General features: G+C 38.0%; 19 protein-coding genes. 13 read left to right on the top strand and 6 right to left on the bottom strand.

What is annotated here, in order from left to right:
- The first annotated feature begins 4 nt into the window (after positions 1-4).
- The 4 genes from NBX03_RS13650 to NBX03_RS13635 all read left to right on the top strand — a co-directional run bounded on the left by NBX03_RS13650 (position 5) and on the right by NBX03_RS13635 (position 4,819).
- The gene (locus NBX03_RS13650) at positions 5-1,288 is read left to right on the top strand and encodes a sensor histidine kinase (RefSeq protein WP_250228326.1); all 1,284 of its coding nucleotides are present in this window, start codon (positions 5-7) and stop codon (positions 1,286-1,288) included.
- A 337-nt stretch (positions 1,289-1,625) separates the two neighbouring features.
- A complete protein-coding gene (locus NBX03_RS13645; protein ID WP_250228325.1) occupies positions 1,626-2,216 on the top strand; it encodes an accessory gene regulator ArgB-like protein in 591 nt (196 codons plus the stop codon).
- A 22-nt stretch (positions 2,217-2,238) separates the two neighbouring features.
- Positions 2,239-2,391: a cyclic lactone autoinducer peptide gene (locus NBX03_RS13640; RefSeq protein WP_250228324.1), complete on the top strand. Its 153-nt coding sequence runs from the start codon at positions 2,239-2,241 to the stop codon at positions 2,389-2,391.
- Positions 2,392-3,046: 655 nt separating this feature from the next.
- Positions 3,047-4,819 (top strand): GGDEF domain-containing protein, encoded by a 1,773-nt coding sequence (locus NBX03_RS13635; protein ID WP_250228323.1) that lies wholly within the window; start codon positions 3,047-3,049, stop codon positions 4,817-4,819.
- Between the two features lie 416 nt (positions 4,820-5,235).
- Here NBX03_RS13635 and NBX03_RS13630 read toward each other — a convergent pair whose 3' ends face one another.
- Together NBX03_RS13630 and NBX03_RS13625 are read right to left on the bottom strand one after the other, a co-directional pair.
- Positions 5,236-6,645: an aldehyde dehydrogenase family protein gene (locus NBX03_RS13630; RefSeq protein ID WP_250228322.1), complete on the bottom strand. Its 1,410-nt coding sequence runs from the start codon at positions 6,643-6,645 to the stop codon at positions 5,236-5,238.
- A gap of 157 nt (positions 6,646-6,802) precedes the next feature.
- Positions 6,803-7,468 (bottom strand): GntR family transcriptional regulator, encoded by a 666-nt coding sequence (locus NBX03_RS13625; RefSeq protein WP_250228321.1) that lies wholly within the window; start codon positions 7,466-7,468, stop codon positions 6,803-6,805.
- Positions 7,469-7,903: 435 nt separating this feature from the next.
- Here NBX03_RS13625 and NBX03_RS13620 point away from each other — a divergent pair, with 435 nt between their 5' ends.
- The 9 genes from NBX03_RS13620 (at position 7,904) to NBX03_RS13580 (ending at position 17,867) form a co-directional block, all read left to right on the top strand.
- The gene (locus NBX03_RS13620; protein ID WP_250228320.1) at positions 7,904-9,040 is read left to right on the top strand and encodes an ABC transporter substrate-binding protein; all 1,137 of its coding nucleotides are present in this window, start codon (positions 7,904-7,906) and stop codon (positions 9,038-9,040) included.
- A 493-nt stretch (positions 9,041-9,533) separates the two neighbouring features.
- Positions 9,534-10,406 (top strand): branched-chain amino acid ABC transporter permease, encoded by an 873-nt coding sequence (locus tag NBX03_RS13615; RefSeq protein WP_250228319.1) that lies wholly within the window; start codon positions 9,534-9,536, stop codon positions 10,404-10,406.
- Positions 10,407-10,419: 13 nt separating this feature from the next.
- Positions 10,420-11,385, top strand: coding sequence for a branched-chain amino acid ABC transporter permease (locus tag NBX03_RS13610; RefSeq protein WP_250228318.1), 966 nt, complete (start codon positions 10,420-10,422; stop codon positions 11,383-11,385).
- Entirely contained in the window at positions 11,382-12,179 is a 798-nt protein-coding gene (locus NBX03_RS13605; protein WP_250228317.1) for an ABC transporter ATP-binding protein, read from the top strand. The genes NBX03_RS13610 and NBX03_RS13605 overlap by 4 nt, the downstream gene beginning before the upstream one ends.
- Positions 12,166-12,873 carry an ABC transporter ATP-binding protein gene (locus NBX03_RS13600; RefSeq protein ID WP_250228316.1) on the top strand — a complete coding sequence of 236 codons (708 nt, stop codon included), beginning with the start codon at positions 12,166-12,168 and terminating at the stop codon, positions 12,871-12,873. Before NBX03_RS13605 ends, NBX03_RS13600 begins: the two co-directional genes overlap by 14 nt.
- Before the next feature lie 19 nt (positions 12,874-12,892).
- Complete coding sequence (locus NBX03_RS13595) at positions 12,893-14,071, top strand: M24 family metallopeptidase (protein ID WP_250228315.1); 1,179 nt, start codon at positions 12,893-12,895, stop codon at positions 14,069-14,071.
- Between the two features lie 368 nt (positions 14,072-14,439).
- Positions 14,440-15,624, top strand: a complete 1,185-nt coding sequence (locus NBX03_RS13590) for a M20 metallopeptidase family protein (protein WP_250228314.1) — start codon at positions 14,440-14,442, stop codon at positions 15,622-15,624.
- Between the two features lie 189 nt (positions 15,625-15,813).
- Complete coding sequence (locus NBX03_RS13585) at positions 15,814-17,034, top strand: serine hydroxymethyltransferase (RefSeq protein ID WP_250228313.1); 1,221 nt, start codon at positions 15,814-15,816, stop codon at positions 17,032-17,034.
- Between the two features lie 242 nt (positions 17,035-17,276).
- Positions 17,277-17,867: a hypothetical protein gene (locus NBX03_RS13580; protein WP_250228312.1), complete on the top strand. Its 591-nt coding sequence runs from the start codon at positions 17,277-17,279 to the stop codon at positions 17,865-17,867.
- Between the two features lie 244 nt (positions 17,868-18,111).
- Here the strand turns inward: NBX03_RS13580 and NBX03_RS13575 are convergent, their stop codons facing one another.
- The 4 genes from NBX03_RS13575 to NBX03_RS13560 form a co-directional block, all read right to left on the bottom strand.
- Positions 18,112-18,297 (bottom strand): hypothetical protein, encoded by a 186-nt coding sequence (locus tag NBX03_RS13575; RefSeq protein ID WP_250228311.1) that lies wholly within the window; start codon positions 18,295-18,297, stop codon positions 18,112-18,114.
- A gap of 76 nt (positions 18,298-18,373) precedes the next feature.
- Positions 18,374-18,958 carry a GNAT family N-acetyltransferase gene (locus tag NBX03_RS13570; RefSeq protein ID WP_250228310.1) on the bottom strand — a complete coding sequence of 195 codons (585 nt, stop codon included), beginning with the start codon at positions 18,956-18,958 and terminating at the stop codon, positions 18,374-18,376.
- 231 nt (positions 18,959-19,189) lie between these two features.
- Complete coding sequence (locus tag NBX03_RS13565; RefSeq protein WP_250228309.1) at positions 19,190-20,698, bottom strand: histidine kinase N-terminal 7TM domain-containing diguanylate cyclase; 1,509 nt, start codon at positions 20,696-20,698, stop codon at positions 19,190-19,192.
- Between the two features lie 430 nt (positions 20,699-21,128).
- Complete coding sequence (locus NBX03_RS13560; RefSeq protein WP_250228308.1) at positions 21,129-23,387, bottom strand: methyl-accepting chemotaxis protein; 2,259 nt, start codon at positions 23,385-23,387, stop codon at positions 21,129-21,131.
- Positions 23,388-23,409: the final 22 nt, after the last annotated feature.

The following is a 23,409-nucleotide window of genomic DNA, read 5'->3' as shown; positions in this document are numbered from 1 at the left end:
CAGAATGAACTGGTATTTAGTGGAGGCAGTAAACGTTTGCTTTGAATTTATGATAGTATTTATTTACTTTTCCGGATTGCTGCCCTATAAGGGCCTAAAGAGAAGCATAATAGCCCTGATATATACTTTGGGCGGCATTATACTTTTCACTACCGGTCTTTTCACATCGGACCAGCTTATACTGATTACGGTGACATTTACTGTGCTGGTCATTATAGCGAATACTATATATAGGGTTAAATTCGCCAAAAGCATTTTTTATTCAGCTTTGTTTGTAGTGCTTATTTTTATTGCTGAAATAATATTTATAAGCCTTATGACCATAGCAAATATCGGCCTTCCCAAGGATATACTGACCCAAGGCACAAGCCGTATAATAGGAATGATAGGAACAAAAATAATATATTTCTGGTTTGTAGTTTATAATAACAGGCTCGTTAAGAAAAAGGATAAGGAGATTCCCGGCAGCTATTGGCTTTTGATTATATTGATGCCAGTGCTAAGTTCACTTATTTTATATGTCACTCTTTATTCTCTTCTCAATTCCCAAAGCCATCAGGGGATTATGCTTTATGTGTTTTGCGTGGCAGGGCTTTTATACATAAACTGGGCGGTGTTCGATTTAATCGAATCTTATTCCAATAAGCTTCGGCTTTCCATAATGGAGCAGATACTTGCCCATGAAGAAAGAAATTACAAATTGCTTCAAGAATCCTATAATCAGCTTAGGGAGCTTAAGCATGACATAAGAAATCAAATCAATGTAATCGCCGATTTAATCAATATAAACCAAAAGGATATGGCGGAAGAGTCTCTTCATGCCTTGGAAAACGAGCTTAGGACAAATGAAGCCGTATACTATACGGGAGAGGCTATTATAGACTCTTTGATTAATATTAAAGCTCAATATGCAAAAGAGCTGGGGATTAATTTTGACGCCCATATTTTTATAAAGGCTATTTATCTTAATAAAATAGAGCTTGCCCGTCTTTTGGGAAATGCGCTGGATAACAGCATAGAGGCCTGTGAAAGAAGCCGGAAGGAAAACAGTGAAATTTTTGTAAGGATAAACGAAATAGAAAATAAGCTTGCCATAATGATTAAAAACACTTCCGATTACGTCGATGTAAATAATATGGTGACGAAAAAAAGCAATCCTCTTGCCCACGGCATTGGCATGAAAAGCATAGAAGCTTCTGTTGATAGAATCGGCGGAATAATGAATTATAATTACAATGACGGGATGTTTGTTCTGAGCGTATTGCTTGATAATTCTAAAAACGAATAAAAGTATAAAGCAATAATGAAAATTAGCAAGCCTTATAAATATTTCTTTAGTTCTGTTTAAAGACTATAGTTACAGGGCGATGAGCATCACCCCTCTGCTATAATAATCCACTTTCGCATTTTGAAAGAAGCTGTAAAAGGCTGTATATTTATTGTTTGAAAGGTATTTCTTTTAAAAGAAATACCTTTTTTAATCGAATTATCCTGTCTAATAAAAAGAAGTTTTGTCGAAAACGGCCGTCAAGATGCATCTTAGGTCGTTCCAAATACATCTTGGGCCAAGGGGTTAGACAAGTTTTCTTTTAAGTATTATATTTATTATGAGGTGAAGTCAATTGTTGCCGAAATTTGCATTGGATATAACTCATTTTTTGGTACACCAAAAAGTAATCAATGAGGAAGACGTAAGGGTATATGCTTACGGCATGGAGCTGGTTTTATCTACAGCTATCAACATCGTCATAATTTTAATGATAGCCCTGTTATTTAACTGCTATATAGAGATTTTACTTTTTCTTGCACCTTTCTTTATTTTTAGACAGCTGATAGGCGGCTATCATGCTGAAACGCATTTTAAATGTTCACTATTAATGATATTTATGCTGCTATCCTATATGGCGCTGCTTAATTACATAAAATTATTTTCTTCTACATACTTAGTAATATTTTTAGTATCCGTATCTTTTTTATTAAATCATTTTCTGGCTCCTGCAGAACATCCCAATAAGCCCCTAAGCTCTGACGACATTTCAAGGCTTAGGCGAGAGGCAAATACAGCATTTTTAATTTTTCTCTGTATTATTATATTTTTTATTGCCACCCATAGGATAGAATCCGCCAGTTTAATAAGCGTAGGTCTTTTCGTATCCTCAGCTGTTATGCTTATTGGAAAACTTGTTTACTCTAAAACATTAAACATAAACAAATAAAAAATACTAAGGAGGATTTATCATGAAAAAAATTCAAATGTACCTTATCAGAACTATGGCTACAGGAGTTGCATCAATGGCATTATTTATGGGAATCAACTCCATTTCTCCAGCATGCTTCTTATGCTTCAATCAGCCTAAGATGCCTGAAGAAATCTTAAAGTTCAAGAAGTAATAAAGTCGCAGTAATAAGCATGGAAATAGGGGCAATGGATTTTTAAAAATTCTTTGATACGCTTTCATGCAGATATTACAAAAAGCCGGTAGAAGAAACAGCATACATAAAAAAAGCAGAAGTGATATCACTTCTGCTTTTTGCTTTCAAACAAATTGATTTTGGTATTTATTATAAATTTCTTATAAGAAAGTAACAAAAACTATTGCTGTAGGCCCAAAAATAAAGCTTTCCTTCAGTGGCGGTACCTTTTTAATCAAAAGAAATCTACGGTTCTGTTCCTGCTTAATCCAAAATACAAAGTAGGTTTAAAAAGCAATAAAAATTTGCTCAGCATATAAAGAAAGATAAAAAGCAATTATCTAAAAGGGTGCTATTACGTCGCTTTTCATCAGGGCCCCTTAGCAAGTATACTGCTTATTTGGCTCGATATTCCCTTTTTTATCTGCACTTTTATTTAACGGGACATCTCTGACATAAACTTCCAAGAAGCAATATTATAGGAAAAATTTAACAGATTTCTTACATTAATATAATATAAACGTATAGACAAAATTTATAAACATGTATACAATCATGGTGTAATAATTTAATATGCTGATACTGTAAATTGAGATAAATGTTGGAGCAAGGGGAGTTCGTCAAGGAGGGGCTAATGAATAATAACTATTTGACAGATAAATATGAGGAATCTCTGGCGCCGCTTAAAGAACAATTTTTCGACGTGCTAAACAGAAAAAGTATAACTACTGTTTTTCAGCCCATTATATCTTTAAGGGACGGTTCTATATTCGGATATGAAGCCCTGAGCAGAGGCCCTGAGGATACAGAAATGCAAAGCCCCAATATACTTTTTGAGTACGCCGAGAAACTTGAAAAAACATGGGATTTGGAGCTTATATGCAGAACGAAGGCAATCGAAGCATTTCACAGCCTTAAAACAAAGCTTAAGCTGTTTTTAAACGTAAACCCTAAAATAATACACGATATAAAATTTAAAAAGGGCTTTACAAAAGAGTATCTTTTTAAATACGGAATGGACCCGGAAAATATTATATTTGAAATTACGGAAAGAGGGTCTATCGATAATATTTCTGATTTGGTAAGAACCATCAATAACTATAAAAATCAGAATTATAAAATAGCCATAGACGATGCCGGGGCAGGATATTCCGGCCTGAATATGATTTCCGATATAAACCCCCATTTTATTAAGCTTGATATGAACCTTATCAGGGATATCGATAAAGATGTTACAAGGCAATCCCTTATAAAAAGCTTTGCCGAATTTGCTTCTCTTACAAATACATATCTTGTTGCCGAAGGCATAGAAACGGAAAAAGAGCTTTTAAAGCTTATAGATATAGGGATTCATTACGGCCAGGGCTTTTTTATCCAAAAGCCGGGGCCTGAAACAAGGCCCATATCAAACGACGTAATTCTTACAATCAATGAAGCAAACCGCAGAAAGAACCATCTTTTCGACCAGAAGTCATCGGAGCTTTATATAGGCAATATATCCACAATGCAAAACACCATAACCCCCAAAATGCTTATCAATCAGGTTTATGAGCTTATGGAAAAGGACCCTTCCATATCAGGCTTTTGCATAACAGAAGACGAAATAATAAAAGGCGTAATTACAAGAAATGAGCTTTACCGTAATCTTTCGGGGCTTTACGGTTTTAATTTATATTCCAAAAGACCTGTAAAGGACATTATGAGTAAGACGTTTTTGCAGGTAGACTATTACGAAAGTATAGAAAATGTAGCGAAGAAAGCAATGGGCAGAGAATATAACCGCCTTTATGATTTCATTTCCATAACCAAGGAGGGAAAATATTCCGGTATCGTAACCGTAAAGGACCTGCTTGAAAAGACCATTCAGGTAGAAGTCAATAACGCAAAGCATTTGAATCCTTTATCGGGGCTTCCGGGAAATATTCTCATTGAAAAAAAGCTTGAAGAAAATATTTTTTCCCGGTCCAAGGCTTTCATATTGTATTTGGATATTGATAATTTTAAGGCATATAATGATGTTTACGGCTTTGAAAACGGCGACCGAATAATAAAATGCCTTGCTCAGATTTTAAAAAAAACCATTGGATCAGACGATGATTTCATAGGCCATATCGGCGGAGACGATTTCGTGGCTATTGTACACAGCGATGATATAGAGCCGATTTGTAAAAAAATAATACAGGATTTTGATTCCTCTATTATAGAATTTTATAACCGCCATGATCTGGAAAAAGGCTATATAACCACCAAAAACAGACATGGAACGGAGGAGGATTTTCCTCTTTTGTCTCTTTCTGTAGTTGCCGTTTTAAGCAATAAATACAATACCTTATCTGAAATGACTGTAGAAATGGCGAAGCTTAAGAAAATCTGCAAGCAAAGCATTGGGAGCAAATACTTATTATAAAAATTACCTTTAAAGCCAGAGGGCATATGGATAGTCAATTTAATTTAAAGAGGCAGTGAGCCTTAAAAATAAAACTCTCTTAGGCCTTATAATAAACACTTATTTCTTTCAGAAATTAAGCATGCCTTACGTAAATTTCTTTATTTAAAAGGAGAACTTTCATTTTTTACGGAAAAATCCGTAATTATTGCAGATGGAAAAAAGAATCCTGATGAAATAAATGAAACTGGCGCCAATAGAACCTGCAGGGATTTATTGGACTATATTTTCTGATTTTTATTTCAGGCTTAAAAACAAATAAGAATGACGGCAGTTTAATGCGTCATTCTTATTTGTTTTCGCGATATGATTAAATTTATATAGAGGCTTTATATTTTGTAAACGTATTTTTATTGCTGTCTTAAGGCTATATTTCACTAAATATATAATGTTTTTATTTCAAGGAATTCTTCAAAGCCTTCAATTCCGCCTTCGCGGCCAAGGCCGGATTGTTTGTATCCGCCGAAGGGGGCGTTTAAATCCCATGTTCCTTCATTTACGTAAATGGAGCCGGTTCTTATTTTCTTTGCTGTTTCATAGGCTTCTTCATCAGTTGGGCCGTATACAGCGCCTGCAAGACCGTAGATGCTGTCGTTTGCGATTTCTACAGCTTCGTCTATGGTGTCATAAGGAATCACTACGAGAACAGGACCGAAAATTTCTTCCTGTGCGATTCTCATTTTATTATTTACATCGGTAAAAACTACGGGTTCTACATAATATCCTGTTTCGCAGCCTTCAGGAACAGAACCGAGAAGCATTCTTGCGCCTTCTTCTATACCAACTTTAATATATTCCTTTACCTTGTCAAATTGCTTCTGGGAAGCAAGAGGCCCGATGTTTATGGATTTGTCGGCAGGATTACCAACCTTATAATCTTTGCTTTGTTCAAGTATGATTTCTTCTATTTCTTTCTGGCAGGACCTTGGAACGAGAAGCCTTGTAAAAGCATTGCAGGTTTGGCCGCCGTTTAAAAATACCGTATCGAGAACAGAACGTACGCCATGGCTGTAATTTCCGCCCTCCATTATGACAGCGGCAGATTTTCCGCCAAGCTCTAAAGCAAGCTTTTTAATATTGGAAAGGGCAAGCTTAGCAACTTCACGGCCCCCGGCAGTTGAACCGGTAAAGGAAATCATATCTACATCTTCATGCAAAGCAAGAGCATTGCCTACTTCTCCGGCTCTTCCTGTTACAAGATTAAAGGTTCCTTTTGGGAAGCCTGCTTTATCAATCATATCTGTAAGTATGTAAGCTGTAAGAGGGGTCATTTGGCTTGGCTTTAAAATAATACAATTGCCTGCAAGAAGGCCTGGAATAACTTTTTTAACTATTTGCTCCAAGGGGAAGTTCCATGGGGTGAGGCCGCCTACAATGCCTACAGGCTCTCTTCTTACGATGGATTTTTCAAGTCTTTCTTCAAATTCATATGTTCTGGCATTTTTTACGTAGTTTTCGGCTTCGGCAACAAAATCAAGAACATGAACATTGTGCGTAAATTCATAAGCACAGCCCAGCTCTTTCATAATCGTATCTGTAAGAAGGTCAACATTATCTCTTAAGCCTTTCACTACCTTTTCCATTAAAGAAACCCTGTCTTCAATTTTCGAGTATTGCCATGTTTTAAAGGCCTCTTTTGCTGCTTTCACGGCCCTGTCAACATCTTCGGTATTTCCCTTGGGAACCTTAGCTATAATGGATTTATCCGCCGGGTTTTCAACTTCTATCCATTCTCCGCTTGCGCCGTCAACCCATTCACCGTTAATATAAAGCTTTTGATAGTCCATTTTAATCCTCCTTATATATTGCCGGTGCCTTCCGCTTTAAAACCCATAGGGAAAGTGACCAGCTATTTTTAAGAGCATTATAGCATGATGAATGTCGTTTGTCGACAGAAATAGTGCCTAAAATTTATTGATATTTGAAATTATTCAGATAATACATCTACATACCACTGCTTTTATAGGTCATAATATGCTCTCTTAAATGGAGCTCGCAGGCTCTTATATCCTTTTCTTTAAGGCTTTTTATGATGGCATAGTGGTCGCTTGCCGTATCGCATAAATTATCTGTCATTTTTGTATCATACATCATTGCCATGCGAAGCTGAAAGAACATATCCTTCAGTATTTTTACCCTCCGGAAGCTTCCTGATTTTTCCCAAATATAAGTGTGGAACTGGATATCAAGCGTATTAATAGTCATGGTTTTTTTCTCCATTTCCTCGGAGGAAAGGGCTACTGCAACCATTTGATTTACTATTTCCGTAAGGTTTCTGATATCCTTATCGGTAAGAAGATCGTTCTCAAATATAATTTTTATAATATCTACTTCTAAAAGAAGCCTTATATCAAATATTTCCTTAATGTCATCAAGGTTGAATTCCGTAATGTGAGCGCCTTTTCTAGGGGTCACGGTAATAAGGCCTTCTTTTTCAAGCTCTCGCATGGCCTCTCTTACAGGGGCTCTGCTTATATTCAGCGCCTCGGATAATTTACTTTCTATAACCCTATCTCCGGATTTAAGAGAACCAGTAAGGATATGGTCTTTAATATAGTCTGCGACCATAGAGCTGAGGTTCTTTTTTGAATAGTCTCCTACATCATACATTAAAAATCCTCCAAATAATAAATTTATGTTGATTATAGCATATGAAACAAAAGCAGTAAATAATAGGAAAATGGAGTTTAGAAAATGTACCTTCATCTAATGCTTTATTTTTAATATGAAGGCTGATTTTAAAGCCTTTATTTATACTGTTTAGTTTTTATAGGATAATCGGGTAAAGTTCATATTCAATTCCGTAGAACATGATATAAATTGTATATTATATTCAGAAAATCATTGGTAGATTTGATTTGTATTGAATTCTATATAAAAAAATAATAAAAATGAAATTATTATTGACAATAATAGATAAAAGCAATATTATAAAAAATAATCAATGTCGTCAGTCGACAGAGAAGGAGGGGCGAAAAGAATATATAAAAAAAGATATTTCAAGCCAAGAGATTAAAATAAGTAAATATTAGGGAGGTAAAATCAATGAGGTTTAGAACTTGGATTTGTATTTTTCTTATCGTTATTTTTACTTTGACAGGCTGCTCCAGTGCAAATAAAAGTGGTGATATTGTTATTGGCTTTGCCGGCCCGTTGACAGGAGACAGCGCCCTCTGGGGACAAAGTGCTTTAAAGGCGGCCAAAATAGCCGTAGAAGAGTGCAATTCAGCCGGGGGAATCAACGGACGGAAAATAGTTCTTTTGGAAGGCGACGACAAAGGAGACCCTAAAGAAGCAGCAAGCGTAGCTCAGAAATACACAGCGAACCCTAATGTAATCGGCATTTTAGGCCATATCTTCGGTTCGTGTGAAATGGTTGCAGGGCCCATCTATCAGGCGGCCGGCATACCGAATATGGTTTCTACTGCGTCAGCTCCCGATATACCGTTTATTGGAAATTACGTATTCCGTATAAACGTAGGAGACGTTGTTGCGGCACAGCAGAACGCGGATTACATAGTAGAAAACATGGGCATAAAGAAAATGGCAGTAATATATGACAACACAGATTATGGTGTTGCCTATAAAGATGCCCTTATCGAAAGAGCCACGTCTTTAGGCTGTGAAATAACTGCCGTTGAAGTTTTCGTAGGAAGCGGACAGGACAGAGATTTTACCGTTCAGCTTACGAAAATAAAAGAAACTAATCCTGAAGCTTTGTTTTTAAGCTGCTATGGACCGGACGCAGGCCTTATATGCGACCAGGCAAGAAAGCTTGGCTTTGAAGGCACATTTTTAGGCCTTGACTCCACCAATAGCCAGCATTTTATAGATTTAGCTAAGGAAGCAGCTGAAGGAACCGTAATATCAACTTATTTCGACAGAAATATAGATGACCCCGCCGCAAAAGAATTTGTTGAAAAATACGAGTCCAAATATAATGAATCTACCTTCCCGTCGGCTCCTTATGCATATGACGCCATGAATGTTCTTATCGACAGCCTGAAAAGGTGCGAGACCATAGACAGGAAAAGCTTAAGGGATGCTATAGAACAGACAAAGGACCTTCCGGGCGTAACCGGCCTTATTAATTTTGATGAAAACGGTGACAGGCCCGTTGCTTGGAATATTATAATCGAGGTTAAAAACGGAGAATTTGTTTTAAGAGATGTTGTTCAGTAGTTTATTCTGATGGAACTTGAAAAGTGATGCAAGCATAAGCCTGTAAATTTTTAAGTTCGTTAACGATACAAAAATTAATTTTGCCTTAACAGCAATACAAAATAAAATCAATGGGGACAATTTGCTTTTATTGCCTGTAAAGGGTTTTAATAAAAGTAAATTGTCTGGGGCTTTATATTGCCAAGAGGCAATGAGATTGATACAGCAACTGAATTTTACGGCATAGTAAATTTAAAGTTCAAAAGTAATAAAACCGTATATTCACGATGATTCAAAAATGCGCTTTAGAAATATGATAAATCGCCTTTGTGAAACTGCCTTTATTTGATTTTATATATTGAAAGCCTTATGAGCTATTGCGGCATAAAGGCAATTTTACTATGTTTTCTGCGGAAATTCGTGTTTTTGAATCTATGGTAAATCGGTTTTTGTGACTTCTGTACAATGAATTTACTATAAAAGAAGAAAATCAGGAAAATAATAGGGGGCTGTTATGTTTTTACAACAAATAATAAATTCGATAACCATCGGAGGGGTTTATTCCTTGGTTGCCGTAGGCTATACACTGGTTTATGGCGTACTGGGGCTTATTAATTTCTCCCATGGTTCCATATATACTTTCGGGGCGTTTTTCGCATACACCCTTATGGCTAAAGTAGGCCTTCCCTTTGGAGCGGCCTTCGTGGGTTCTATGCTGCTTACGTCCATGCTTGGCTTTATTGTTGAAAGGAGCGGGTATTATCCTGTTCGGAAATCTCCCGTAATAAGCCAGATCGTAAGCGTTGTGGCCGTATCTATCATCCTTGATAATGTGGCAATGCTTATATGGGGCTCGGCTTCCAAATCCTTTCCAACGGTAAGCCTGCCTAAGGCCTTTTCCATAGGCGCTGTAAACGTATCCTTAATGCAGGTATTAATTATAGCATTGGCGTTTGTAATAATGCTTTTCCTTTTCTTTTTAGTATATAAAACAAAAGTAGGAACCTCCATGAGAGCCACAAGCTTAGACGTAGACGCGGCAAGACTTATGGGTATTAATGTTGAAAGAGTAAGATTAATGACATTTTGCTTAAGCGCCGCTTTGGCATCGTCTGCCGGAAGCCTTATAGGCGTGTATTACGGCTCTGTTGTATTTAACATGGGCTACGGCGTTGTAATAAAAGCTTTCGTAGTTGCCATTCTCGGAGGCATGGGAAATGTAGTAGGCGCAATGATTGGGGGGCTTATGCTGGGTACCATTGAAACCTTCGGCGCAGCCTATATTTCCTCTGGATGGAAAGATGCTTTTGCATATATCGTGCTTGTTATCGTGCTTTTATTTAAGCCCAGCGGACTTTTAGGCTCCTATGAGCAAGAAAAGGTATAGGAGGAAGCAGAAAATGAAAAATATAAAGTTTTTAAGTGAAAAGAAAAAAGCCGGGCATCTGCCTGAAGCTATGAAAAAGCCTTGGGTCATGGGCGTTTGTATTCTTCTTTTATTCCTTCTGCCCTTTATTGTAAATAATATTTATGTGCTTCACGTCATCAACCTTGTTTTATATTACATCATCCTTTCTGTAAGCCTTGACTTGCAGGTAGGTTTTCTTGGACTTATGAATTTCGGGCAGGTAGGCTTTGCCGCCATCGGTTCTTATACGGTAGGCATTCTTACAACGAGAGTGATTACCGGTTCAGGGGGCTTTTGGATAGCGCTTTTGCTGGGAGGAGTTCTTGCGGGCATCGTAGGGCTTCTTGTAGGCCTTACGACCTATAGAATAAGAGGCGATTTTTTCTGTATCGTAACCTTAGGCTTCGGAGAAGTAATAAGGTATATCGCCCTTAACTGGATTCCCGTAACCAACGGCCCCATGGGTATTTCAGGCGTGCCGTCGGTAAGCATTATGGGCTCTGCCTTTAATAAAAATCAGTATTACTGGCTTGTGCTGATTCTTACTTTATTTACGGTAATGCTTGCCCTGCGGCTTAAAAATTCCTACATAGGCAGAGCATGGATTGCCATGAGAGAAGACTCTCTTGCGGCGGAATCCATGGGAGTAAATCTTGTTCGGTACAAGGTTTTGAATATAGGTATTTCCGCGGCTTTGGCAGGTCTTGCAGGAGGTTTTTTCGCAGCATACTTAAATTATGTTTCCCCTATGACATTTACGTCTAATGAAAGCCTTAACGTTATGTGTATGGTTATTCTCGGAGGAAAAGGCTCCGTATTCGGGGCCATGGTAGGCGCCGCGATTCTTACAAGCACACCGGAAATATTAAGGCCGGTTGCGGATTACAGGCTTTTATTATACGGAGTCATCATGCTTCTGTTTATGATATTCAGACCGAAAGGAGTATTAGGGAAATGACAAATGATACTAATACGGACATTTTAGTAGGTAAAAAAATAGTCAAAAAATTCGGCGGGCTTACGGCTGTAAAGGAAGTTGATTTTAACATAAGAAGGGGCGGAACCATAGGCCTTATAGGGCCTAACGGCGCAGGAAAAACGACCCTTTTCAACTGTATTACGGGAAACCATAAGCCTACAAGCGGAGAAATCCTCTATAAGGGAAAGGATTTGGTTCCCTTAAAGGTATACGATATTACAAAAACGGGGATTTCAAGAACTTTTCAGAATATAAGGCTTTTTAAAAGCATGACGGTTACGGAAAACGTTCTTTTAGGCATGCATATCCATATCAATCAAAATATAAAGGATACCATACTGAGAACGAAAAGGTTCAAAGAAGACGAAAAAGCAAAGCTTGAAAAGGCCCTTTCCATTATAGAAATATGCGGCCTTATAAATGTAAAGAACGAGCTTGCTACAAACCTTTCCTACGGTGAGCAGAGAAGGCTTGAAATTGCAAGGGCCCTGGCTACCCAGCCGGAGCTGCTGCTTCTTGATGAGCCTACGGCAGGCATGAATCCCAACGAAACCCACGCCCTTTCTGAATTTATCAACGAAATGAAGGCTCAGTTTAATTTGACTATTATTCTTATAGAGCACGATATGAAATTCGTTATGGGGCTTTGCGAAAGAATCATGGTTTTAAATAACGGTTCTAAAATAGCGGATGGCCCTCCCAAGGAAATACAGAACAATGAAGAAGTAATCGAGGCTTACTTAGGAAGGGGGGCATTAAGTGTTACAAATTAATGATGTCTACGCCGGTTATGGAAAGCTTGAAATTCTCCACGGAATCAATATAAACGTTAAAAAAGGAGAAATCGTAACGATTATAGGCAATAACGGAGCAGGGAAAACAACCTCCTTAAGAGCGTTATGCGGCCTTGTAAATGTGTTTAAGGGAAATATTAAATTTAAAGACGAAGATATTACAAACATACCGGCCCATAATATTGTGGCCAAGGGCCTTGTCATGGTTCCTGAAGGAAGGCATATTTTTACAAAGCTTACCGTAAGGGAGAACCTAAACATGGGGGGCTATCTGCAAAAGGATAAGCAGGAATTTATGAAGGACCTTGAAATGGTATACGGCATATTCCCAAGGCTTAAGGAAAGGGAAAAGCAAAGCGGCGGTTCTCTTTCGGGAGGCGAACAGCAGATGCTTGCCATGGCAAGGGCAATGCTTTCAAGGCCGGAGCTTCTGGTTCTTGATGAGCCTTCTATGGGTCTTGCTCCCCAGATGATAGAAAAAATACTGGAGACAACCGTTGAAATAAATAAAAAAGGCACTACGGTTCTTTTAGTTGAACAAAATGCTTTTCTTGCTTTGCAGATAGCATCAAGGGCCTATGTACTTGAAACGGGTATGATAAGCGTATCGGGAGACAGTAAGGACCTTCTTGCCGACGAATCTATCAGAAAAGCTTATTTAGGAGATAATTAACATCAAAGGAGTGTTATACATGGAAAAAACTCTTTATTTTACGAAAGAAGAATATGCAAACCGCATAAGTCATGTAAAAGCTGAAATGCTCTTAAGGGGAATAGACGTGCTTTTAGTTACGGACCCTGCCAATATGAATTATCTGTCAGGGTTTGACGGATGGTCCTTTTATGTTCACCAGTGCCTGCTTATTTTTATAGACCAAGATGAGCCTGTATGGATAGGCCGGGGGCAGGATTCCAATGCCGCAAGGCTCATGACCTATTTATCCGATGAAAATATCTATTCCTATACCGATGACCACGTACATTCTCTTACGAAGCACCCGATGGATTATGTGGCAAAAATAATAGAAGAAAAAGGATATGGCAAAAAGACCATAGCCACCGAAACAGACTCTTATTACTACACGGCAAAATGCCAGGAAAGGCTTGAAACGGGCCTTAAGAACGCCAAGTTTAAAGACGGTCATAATATCGTAAACTGGGTAAAAATCGTAAAATCCGATGCGGAAATAGAGTACATAAAAAAGGCGGCTAAAATAGCTGAAAAGGCTATGGAAGCGGCATTTAACGCAATAGATGTAGGTATAAGGCAATGCGACGCCGCCGCAAAAATATACGAGGCTCAAATAAGCGGCATGCCGGAATACGGCGGAGACTATTCCGCAATTATACCCTTAATCCCTGCCGGCGTAAGAACTTCAACTCCGCATTTGAGCTGGACAGACGAGCAATATAAAAATAACGAAACGGTTATTTTGGAATTATCCGGCTGCTACAGAAGATACCACTGCCCGCTGGCAAGAACCTTAATATTGGGAGAAGCTCCTCAAAAGGTAAAGGATTTAGCCGATGTGGTTGTAGAGGGTATCAATACCACACTTGATTTTATAAAGCCTGGCGTTACATGCGAGGAAATAGAAAGAACCTGGGCAGGCTCCATAGCAAAAAGCGGATTTATCAAGGACTCCCGCGTGGGGTATTCCTTCGGGCTTAACTATCCTCCAGATTGGGGCGAACACACCGTAAGCCTAAGGCCTGGAGATAAAACAATTCTTAAGCCGAATATGACTTTGCATTTTATGCCGGGTATATGGCTTGACGACTGCGGCGTTGAAATAAGTGAACCTATCAGGGTTACAGAAAAAGGCTGTGAGCCTTTGACAAATTATCCAAGAAGACTTCTTGTGAAATAAAGACCTTCCCATATAGCAATTCAGGCTCTAACGGGCCGGCTGCCCCAAAAAGAAAACCCCCTTCTATCGGCCTGAATTGCTATATAATAAATTTGCTTTTCTTCCGCAGTAAGGAACGGGGTCTAAGAAGGCATAAAATTAAGGAAAAGCAAATTTACAATGCTATTGTTTTACTTTTATTCGAGTATATATAGTAAAACAAATGCATAACAGTAACAAAAACCGTATATTTTGAATGGCTTAAATACGGAATTTTTATATACTTAAGCTGTTCATGAAAATTGGTTTTTGCTGCTACTTTAATCTGTTTAACTCGAAATTTACTATACTCTGCAAAGGGCTTAGTATATTTGGAAAGGAGCTTTCATTTGGATATAAGAAAAGAAATAGCAGAACATAAAGAAGAATTGATAGCCCTTAGACGTGATTTTCATCAATATCCCGAATTAGGCTATAAAGAATTCAATACCAGTAAAAAAATAGTTGAGTATTTGAAAAATATAGGCTTAGAGCCTTCTATCGTATCAAAAACAGGGGTTACCGCCCTGATAAAGGGGAAAGGCCTCAGCCCCTGCGTCATTCTAAGGGTAGATATGGATGCCCTTCCTCAAAAGGAGCAAACGGGCCTTCCCTATGCTTCCGTAAATGAAGGCGTAATGCATGCCTGCGGCCATGACGGTCATATGGCAATGCTTCTGATAGCGGCAAAAATACTTTGCCGTCATAAGGATATGCTTAAAGGCTCTGTAAAGCTTGTGTTTCAGCCCAACGAAGAAGAAGCCGGCGCCTTGGATATGATTCATGAAGGAATACTTGAAAATCCAGAGGTTCACGCAGCTATGGGAATCCATTTATGGACGCCTGTGGAAAGCGGGAAAATCGGTGTATCTCCGGGGCCTGTCATGGCAGCCACGGAAGAGTTTGAAATGACAATCAAGGGAAAAGGAGGACACACTTCAGAACCCCACAGGGCCGTTGATACAATTTTGGCGGCTTCCGCCTTGATACAAAGCCTTCAGACTTTACAGACAAGAGAAAATAACCCTCTGAATCCCTTGACAATTATGGTTGGAAAAATAAACGGGGGAACAGGAAGAAATATTATTTCCGACAAAGTAGAAATGGGGGGCACCATAAGATTTCATTTTCCCAATGAAAAGACAGAAAAAAAGGAACTTATGGATAAATTTCAAAGAGTTATAAAGGGTGTATGCGAAACTTACGGTACGGAGTATGAGATAAAATTTATCCCCAGCAATCCTACATTAATGAATGACGAGAAAATAATTCAAACTGTCAGAAAAGCCGCTATGGAGGTCTATGGAAAAGAAGACGCCATCGTTGAATACAGGTGTATGGCAGGGGAGGATTTTGCGGAATTTTCCCAGCGGGTACCCAGTGCTTTTTATTTTGTGGGAACGGGAAATAAAGAGAAGAAAACGGATTTTCCCCATCACCACCCGTCCTTTAATATTGATGAGGATTCTTTGGCTCTTGGAGTAGAAATGCATATTAAATCCCTATTGGGATATTTTGATTCGGTTCATTTATAGGAGTAGTTTATACGGATATTTATTTAAAAATATAATAAGTTAAATAAAAATAGAAAAAGCAAAGGTTTTTTAAAAGACTCTTGAAGTATGGGGTTTTTACCGCAAAATTTTTAGCCCTATTAAAATTTATTTATTATAAAAGAACATGGCTTTTAAGGCTCTGTTATTACATAGCAAAGGTGAGATAAAATGTTTAAAAATGTGGAAGAGATAAAGGAACTGCTTCATATACATGATGAATACAGAGAAGGCTGTCTGAATATGATAGCTTCCGAAAATTATGCCAGTAAAGTCGTAAGAAAACTTTCGGATAACGACTTTGTAAACAGATACGGCTGTTATGAAACATTAAAACCGGAAAAAAGGGAATATCCCGGAAATAAATATATCAATGAATTTGAATTAAAAACCCAGAAGCTTGTAGGTAAAATATTTGAGGCCAAATACGTTGACTTACGGCCTATAGGCGGCCATATGGCAGGGATGTCTGTAGTTTTAGGCCTTATGGAGCCGGGAGACACGGTAATAGAAGTAAGCCTTGAAAACTGGGGCCACGGCCTTGTAGGGCCCATGTGCCAGATAAGCCATTTTAATAAGACCATAAACGTACAGTATATGCCTTTTAAAGGACATGTAATCGATGTGGAAGGCCTTAAAAAACAGATAAAAGAGCTTAAGCCAAAGCTTATTATTTTCGGAGGCTCCGGAACCATAGCCCCCGAGCCTATAAGAGAATTCAGGCAGCTTGCCGATGAAATGGGCTTTATCATAGCTTACGACGCCGCTCATGTAACAGGGCTTATTGCAGGCAAGGTATTCCCCAATCCTTTAAATGAAGGTGCGGATATCATGTTCGGAAGCACCCATAAATCCTTTCCCGGTCCGCAAGGAGGATTCGTGGTATCAAACAGGCTTGATTTAATAGAAAAGGTCGGAAACACCCTTTCGCCTTCTTTAGTAACAAGCCATCATTTATTCAGGCTTCCGCCTCTTGCCGCATCTGTCCTTGAAATGGATAAATTCGGTGAAGAATATGCCAAGCAGGTGGTTAAAAATTCAAAGGCATTTGCTTATGCCCTTGTTGATTTGGGATTTAACGTATTGGGTAAAGACATCGGTTACAGCAATACCCATCTTATTTTACTGGATTTAACAAAGGAGAATATTCCTGAACCGTCGGCCCTTTTAGAAAAATCGGGCATATTATGCAATTATGATTTTTCCGGCGTTAGCTGTGAGCTTAGAATAGGAACATCGGAGCTTACAAGAAGAGGCTATAAAGAAGAACATATGAAAGAAATAGCCCTGTTCTTTAAGCGGATTATTTTTGACAGAGAGGCTCCGGAGAAAATAGCCGAAGAAATAGCCCGATATACAAAAAAACATAATAAACTTGAATATTGCCTGTAATAGTAAATTTAAAGTTAAACAGTAACAATAGGCTTTTCTTATTTCTTCATAATAAATCTACCCAAAAATATTAAATTATACCAAGGAAACTTGAAAAAAGATACAAGCGTACGCTTGTATCTTTTTAAATTTGTATCCTCATATAGGCATCAAATTTATTTTTAAATTTAATAACCATAAAGTAATAATTTAGGCGCAAAAGGGGCACTATATCTTTATAAAAAAAATAAGGGTGTAGTGCCATGAGCGTTTATATAAAATTTATTTATATTGTTATATGTTTTCTGATTTCCTTAATGTATAAAAACGGAATATCCAAAAGAGATTTGCTTTTATTGAGGCTTGCTCTTTTTTTTACGGCTTCGGCAGATTATTTTATGCTTGTAGCCGATAACAACAGAGCAGGCGTATATATTTTTATCCTTGTTCAGCTGATCTATATAAAAAGATACGGGGAAATAAATATAAAAAAAGCGGCTGTTGCCATTGCCGGAATTACGCTTTTCTATAAGTATTTTCTTGAAGCAGATATTTTGATAGGCGGAAGCCTGATTTATGCATTCTTATTTTTAAAGAGTATGAAGGCAGCCGTAAGAGCCTGCGGATTTGATAAATTTCCTTATCCCAACAGCTTCTTTATTTTAATAGGAATGTTTCTGTTATTTATCTGTGATACCAGCGTTGCCCTTTATAATATTCTTTATATGGTCTGGAATATAGACAGCAGCAGCCTGTATTTTCTCATATGGTTTTTCTATATCCCTTCCCAATTGCTTATTCTTTTAAGCGGAAGGAATTTTAAGGCCGTTCCTAAAAAACAAAATGTATATTAATATTTTCTATAAAAATAATATTTTTATGAATTCCTCTAATAAGTACACTAAAAGCATAGTTGTCTGGTCTATAATCTAACAGCTATGAATTGCAGGGAACTTATTGGAGGATTTTTTGAAGAAAAATTCAAAGTGCAAATAGGAAGAATACCTTTACATCTTAGAATTGAAATATAAGGGGGATTATTTCATATGCTATGCAATTGGCAAATTAATAGGTTACTGGCAGATTGATATTATAGACTTATTTTTTAAAGCCCTTAAGAATAAATGAAACGGCTAAAACAATATAAGCCATATAAATTATATAGGTTATGGAATTGTGCCAAGGAAAGCTTGCTTGGGGATTATTAAGCGCATAAATTATAAAAAAGATAGCCGAAATAATCATAACGATGCCAAGAATTAAGAAGCTTTTATTTTTATTCATTTTATTTATCTCCTGATATAAAGGGTTTTTGCATTGAGGTTTCTAAATTACAGGTATAATCAATGGGAAACTGTAATTACACAAAGTGATTTTCATAGCGGTTCCAATATCCCATATAAATCTGCTCATCATTTTTATTAAAGTTAAGCTGGTACATTCTAAAGGTTACGAAAATATCCTTCGGCTGCCAATTTTCAATATAGGAATAACAGTAGGACATGCCAAGCCTTTTCATAACTTCTCCGCTTCTTGGATTATTTACATCATGGGTAGCCGTAATATATAAGTAGCCTGCATTTTTAATTTTTTCAATAACGGTTTTGGCGGCTTCAGTTACAATCCCTTTGTGCCAAAATTCTTTCCGTAATCCATAGCCGAAATCATTGCTTTCCCCGCCGCTTAAATTTACATACCCAATAGGGCGATTGCTTTCTTTCAGGCAAATTGCATAGCGGTAAGCAGAGGCTTTTTCGTAATAGGATAAATAATTTTTCTCTAAAAAGTCTTTCGCTTCTGATAGGTTTTCTAACGGAAACCATGGAAGAAAGGTATTCACTTCTTTATCGCTCATAATTTCTAAAAGGTTCGGTATATCATCTTCAGTAAATTTTCGAAGGATAAGCCTTTTGGTTTCTATGGTTGGTGTATTTTCATAGATCATTCCTGTTTCTCCTTAAAATTAAGAGAACAAAATAAATACCCTTGAGGACTGCAGGTAGCCAAAGCGTATTTCATTAAGTCTCTTAAAGCTATTTATAATAATATATGCTTTTATTCAGAAGTAAGTATTTGGCTCTAAGAGGGGATAAAAGCAATTTGGCAATGCTATTTTTCATGTTAATTCAAGTATAAGTATCGCAGCAGACTTAATAGTTTAATAGCTGTAACCGGCTTAAATAGAATGCTCTTTATAGATAAAAGCCCTATTGCGGCCGCTGTTTTTAGCTCTATATAGTGCCAAATCTGCCTGAAGAAGCATATCGTCGAGAGAATGCATACTGCCGGCAGGAGCATAAGTCATGCCAATGCTTACGGTGACTTTTAATTCGTTTTCCTGATAAGGGATAACTGTGTTTTCAATGTTTGTACGGAGCTTTTCAACTGTCATATGCATTTGGTTTACAGAGATATTATCAAGGAGAACTACAATTTCTTCACCGCCGTAACGGCCTACAATGTCGCTTTTTCGGAAGTGGCCCTTTACGATTATGGCTATGGTTTCCAGCACAATATCACCGCAGGAATGACCGTAAGTATCGTTTACTAATTTAAAATGGTCAAGGTCAATCATAAGCAAAGCGTAAGGCATATTTTTAGACTTATCGGAATTTAAAGCGAAATTGGCAAGGTCAAAAAAGGTAGCCCTATTGTATATATGCATTAAGGGGTCGTAAGTTGCTTTACCGTATAGTTTCTGAAGCTGATTTTCTTTATCGGTAATGTCGTGGAAAACAATGCAGATGGCACTGTTTCTGTTGTTTTGTAAAATATAGGTCCGGGTTATTTTATAAAACCGTATTTCCCCATCGATTTGAAGGCGCATTTCGCCCTCTTTTTCAAACCGTTTAACCTGCTCCATAGGTTCACCGGGAAACAAGGTATTAAGCTCAGGGAATAGCTCCTTGGCAGCTTGGTTTGCATCCAAAAAACTGTAATCTCTGCTGCAGACAATAAAGGCATCCGCCATAGATTCAATTACCTGCGCCCGTGCCAAGGGCACTACATTAAGAAGGTTCTGCATACGGACAGAATACAGAAGCAGCGCCTGCCCGATTGCAATAGCAAAGGGGTTCAAATCAATTCGCAAATAGCTGTAGGAAAGAGTATGATAAATGTTAACCAATAGCGGGATTAAAATCGACGCCAACAGGCAAAAGCTTTGACATTTTCGCAGCCCGCTTTCTCCCGTAAGATGTTTTAGAATACGGTGTATGCTTAGAAATACGAGCACAAAATGATATGCGATAGCAAGCTTCCCGACAGGGCCCAGTGACCCCTGGCAATTGGCAATCAAGCCGTTCCAAAAATATTCAATATGAGTGTAATGCAGGTGTGTAAACGGAAAGGCCTGAGCCGTAAACAGATTAAAAACCGGCAGCGCAAAGAGCAGGCAATATTTAAGAGGGCTTAACCGTTTTTCTCCATAAACATCTCGTAAAAATAGATAATTCAGAAGCACAATAAAGGGTGACCCCAGTTTTTGTATTCGAATCCCCATAAAGGCGGCTTCCAGCGTTGGGGAAATAATTTCCAGCAGATATCCGAAGCTGTATAAAAAAATACAGATGGAGCCGAAGACCAAAAAAAGGGACCGTTCGGAATTGTTCGTCGCAACTGCGTATATCAGAAGAAGAACGGTAACCGCCGTTGAGATAAGCATAAACCAAACCAATATATTCAATTGAATTACCTCCCTATCAAAGAAGCGGCATAGAGGCCTTTTATATTAATGCTGTATTTTTACGCAATTTTCACTTTCATAAAGATTAATTTCATATACAGAATAACATAACCCAAATTATTTTTCTACGGTTTTATAGTGAATATCCTTAAGGTAATAACAAAAGTCTAATTTTCATAAACGGTTTAATATAATAGAAGCACTTATATTAAGCCATCCGATATATGATTTTTGTTACTGTAATTAAACTATTTTACTATTATAGGTAATTCAGAGTATATTTACCGAAATGTAAAAGCAGAAACACATTGCTTGAGAAAATAGGAAAGGGGTAAGGACAAGCCTAAAGAAAAAAAACCGCAGGGCTAAAAAACCTGCGGTTTTTTTCAAACATTAAACATTATTGTGACGGAGCCTGTTTACCTTATTCTTACACGTCTTTTCTATAGTTAAATGCGGCAATTGCGTTTTTAAATACCTCTGATTGGCTGGAAAGCTCTTCTGCTGAAGAAGCTGCTTCTTCTGAGGTTGCAGAATTCTGCTGGGTTACGCTTGATATTTGCTCTGTTGCGGCCTTGATATTATTGATGGAGTTTTCCTGCTCTTTGGAAGCCTCTGAAACATTATTGATGAGCTTAGAAACCTTAGATACTTCATCTACTATAGTATTAAGGGAAAGAGCAGTGGTTTCTGCCGTTCTTGTTCCTTTGGAAACGATAGATATGGTTTTTTCTATAAGCTCGGCGGTTTCAAGGGCAGCTTCTTTGCTTCTTCCCGCAAGGGTTCCAACCTCTTCTGCTACCACGGCAAAGCCGTTTCCGTGTACTCCGGCTCTTGCGGCTTCAACGGAGGCGTTCAAGGCAAGGAGATTTGTCTGGAAGGATATATCCTCTATTACTTTGATGATTTTTGATATATTGTTTGAGGCCAGTTCGATATCCTTCATTACCTGAAGCATATCGGACATTTCCTTTTGGCTTTCTGTGCCGCTTTGCTGTGCCTTTTCTGTGAGAATGTTTGCCTGCTTTGCGTTTTCAGCGTTTTCAGTAACCTTTACGGCTACGGTGTTAACCGTATGGTTCAGGCTTTCAACAGCTCTTGCCTGGAGATTTGTACTGTTTGCAAGGTTCAGGCTGGAGTTTGAAACCTGATTTGCCCCATCTGCAACCTGTTCCGCTGAAGAGTTAAATTCTGCAAAGAGCTTGTTGAAATTCGTTATTATTTTATTAAGGTTGTCTTTAACCATTTGGAATTCTCCAATATATTCCTTATCGATATAAATATCAAGATTTTTATTAGCTATGGAGGTAAGCTTTTCGCTGATATCGCGGATGTATTCGGAAGTGGATAATATGGTTTTATTAACAGCCTGCTTAACGGTATTAAATACACCGGTATAATCGCCTTTCACACTTGTGGAAAAATCGGCTCTTGCTACGTCTTCAAGAACGGAAGCGACTTCTGAAACAGGCTCGTTTACAGCGTCCATAAGCTTATTAAGGCCGTGGGCGATATTTTGCCAGTCTCCTTTATATTTGCTTTCGTCTGCACGGTAGCTGAATTCTCCTTTAATAGTATTTTCTATAATGCTTTGAAGATCATTATTAATGGATTTAAGGTTAAGCTGAACTTCATCTATGGTTTCGTGAATGAACTGGCTTTCGCCTTTAAAGCGCTTTATATTCTTTTCAAAATTGCCATCGGCATATTCTCTTATAGAATTCAGTATTTCAAGAATTTCCCCTGAAAGCTCATCATAGGTTTTATTGATGTTTTCAGCAACATCTGCATAGCTTCCTTCAAATTTGTTCTGGTCAATACGGGCGTAAATATCCCCTTCCGTAAGACGGATAGAGGTGTTGTTTATTTCGCTTAAAAGGGTTTGAAATACTTCTATAAGCGATGTTATATCTCTTGAAAGGCCGCCAAGCTCATCTTTGTTATTGCTGTTTATAGGGGTGGAGAAGTCTCCCGAAACTACCTTACGGGCACCTTCAGATAAAGTGCGTATAGGGCCTGTAATAGATTTTGTCGTCAAAACGGCAAATATGGTGCATAAGATAATAGATACGGCAGAGGTTATGACGATTAATGCTTCAGTCAATGTATTTTGCTGCTCAATATCTTTGATTTCAGTATGAACCTGAGATTTAATAATATCGATGTATGTATTTAAAGTGATGTAGCTTTCTTCGGCAATGGATATAAGCTCCTGCCTTTGGCTCTCCAGGTCTCTTTCACCGGAAAGGAAGCTATTGTATAAATTTTCCGCAGTGGGAAGATAGTTATTTTGTATAAGGTCGTTAAATCTTAATAGGTGGTAGCTGGCGCTTTTTTCATCGGCGGTTTCAAGGTTTCCTTTTTCTGAAAGAGAGCCGAGAGCAGCGTCTATTTTGTCAGAAGCGCTATTTGCATAAGAAACAAACTCTTTATAATTTTCTTCAACCTCTGCAGTATTGCTGGCTTTTATTACATATACCATATATCGTCTTGCATTGGCGAAATCTGTGGCCCCTTCCATGGTCTGTACTAAATTGCTGTCAAGGGCATTTACCAGGCGGTTATACTTGGTTGACAAATTAACCAGAGAGTATATACCGACAGCTGATATTAAGATCAGCGCAATAATTAGGCTTCCAAAGCCAAGGGTCAATTTTTTGTGAATCTTTGTGTTGTTAAAGTACCTCATAATGAATTCTCCTTTGATTAAG

The organism is Anaeropeptidivorans aminofermentans (assembly GCF_940670685.1).
Lineage (GTDB): Bacteria > Bacillota > Clostridia > Lachnospirales > UBA5962 > Anaeropeptidivorans > Anaeropeptidivorans aminofermentans.
Note: the sequence above shows the minus strand (reverse complement) of the source record. Positions and strands in the feature narration are given on the sequence as shown.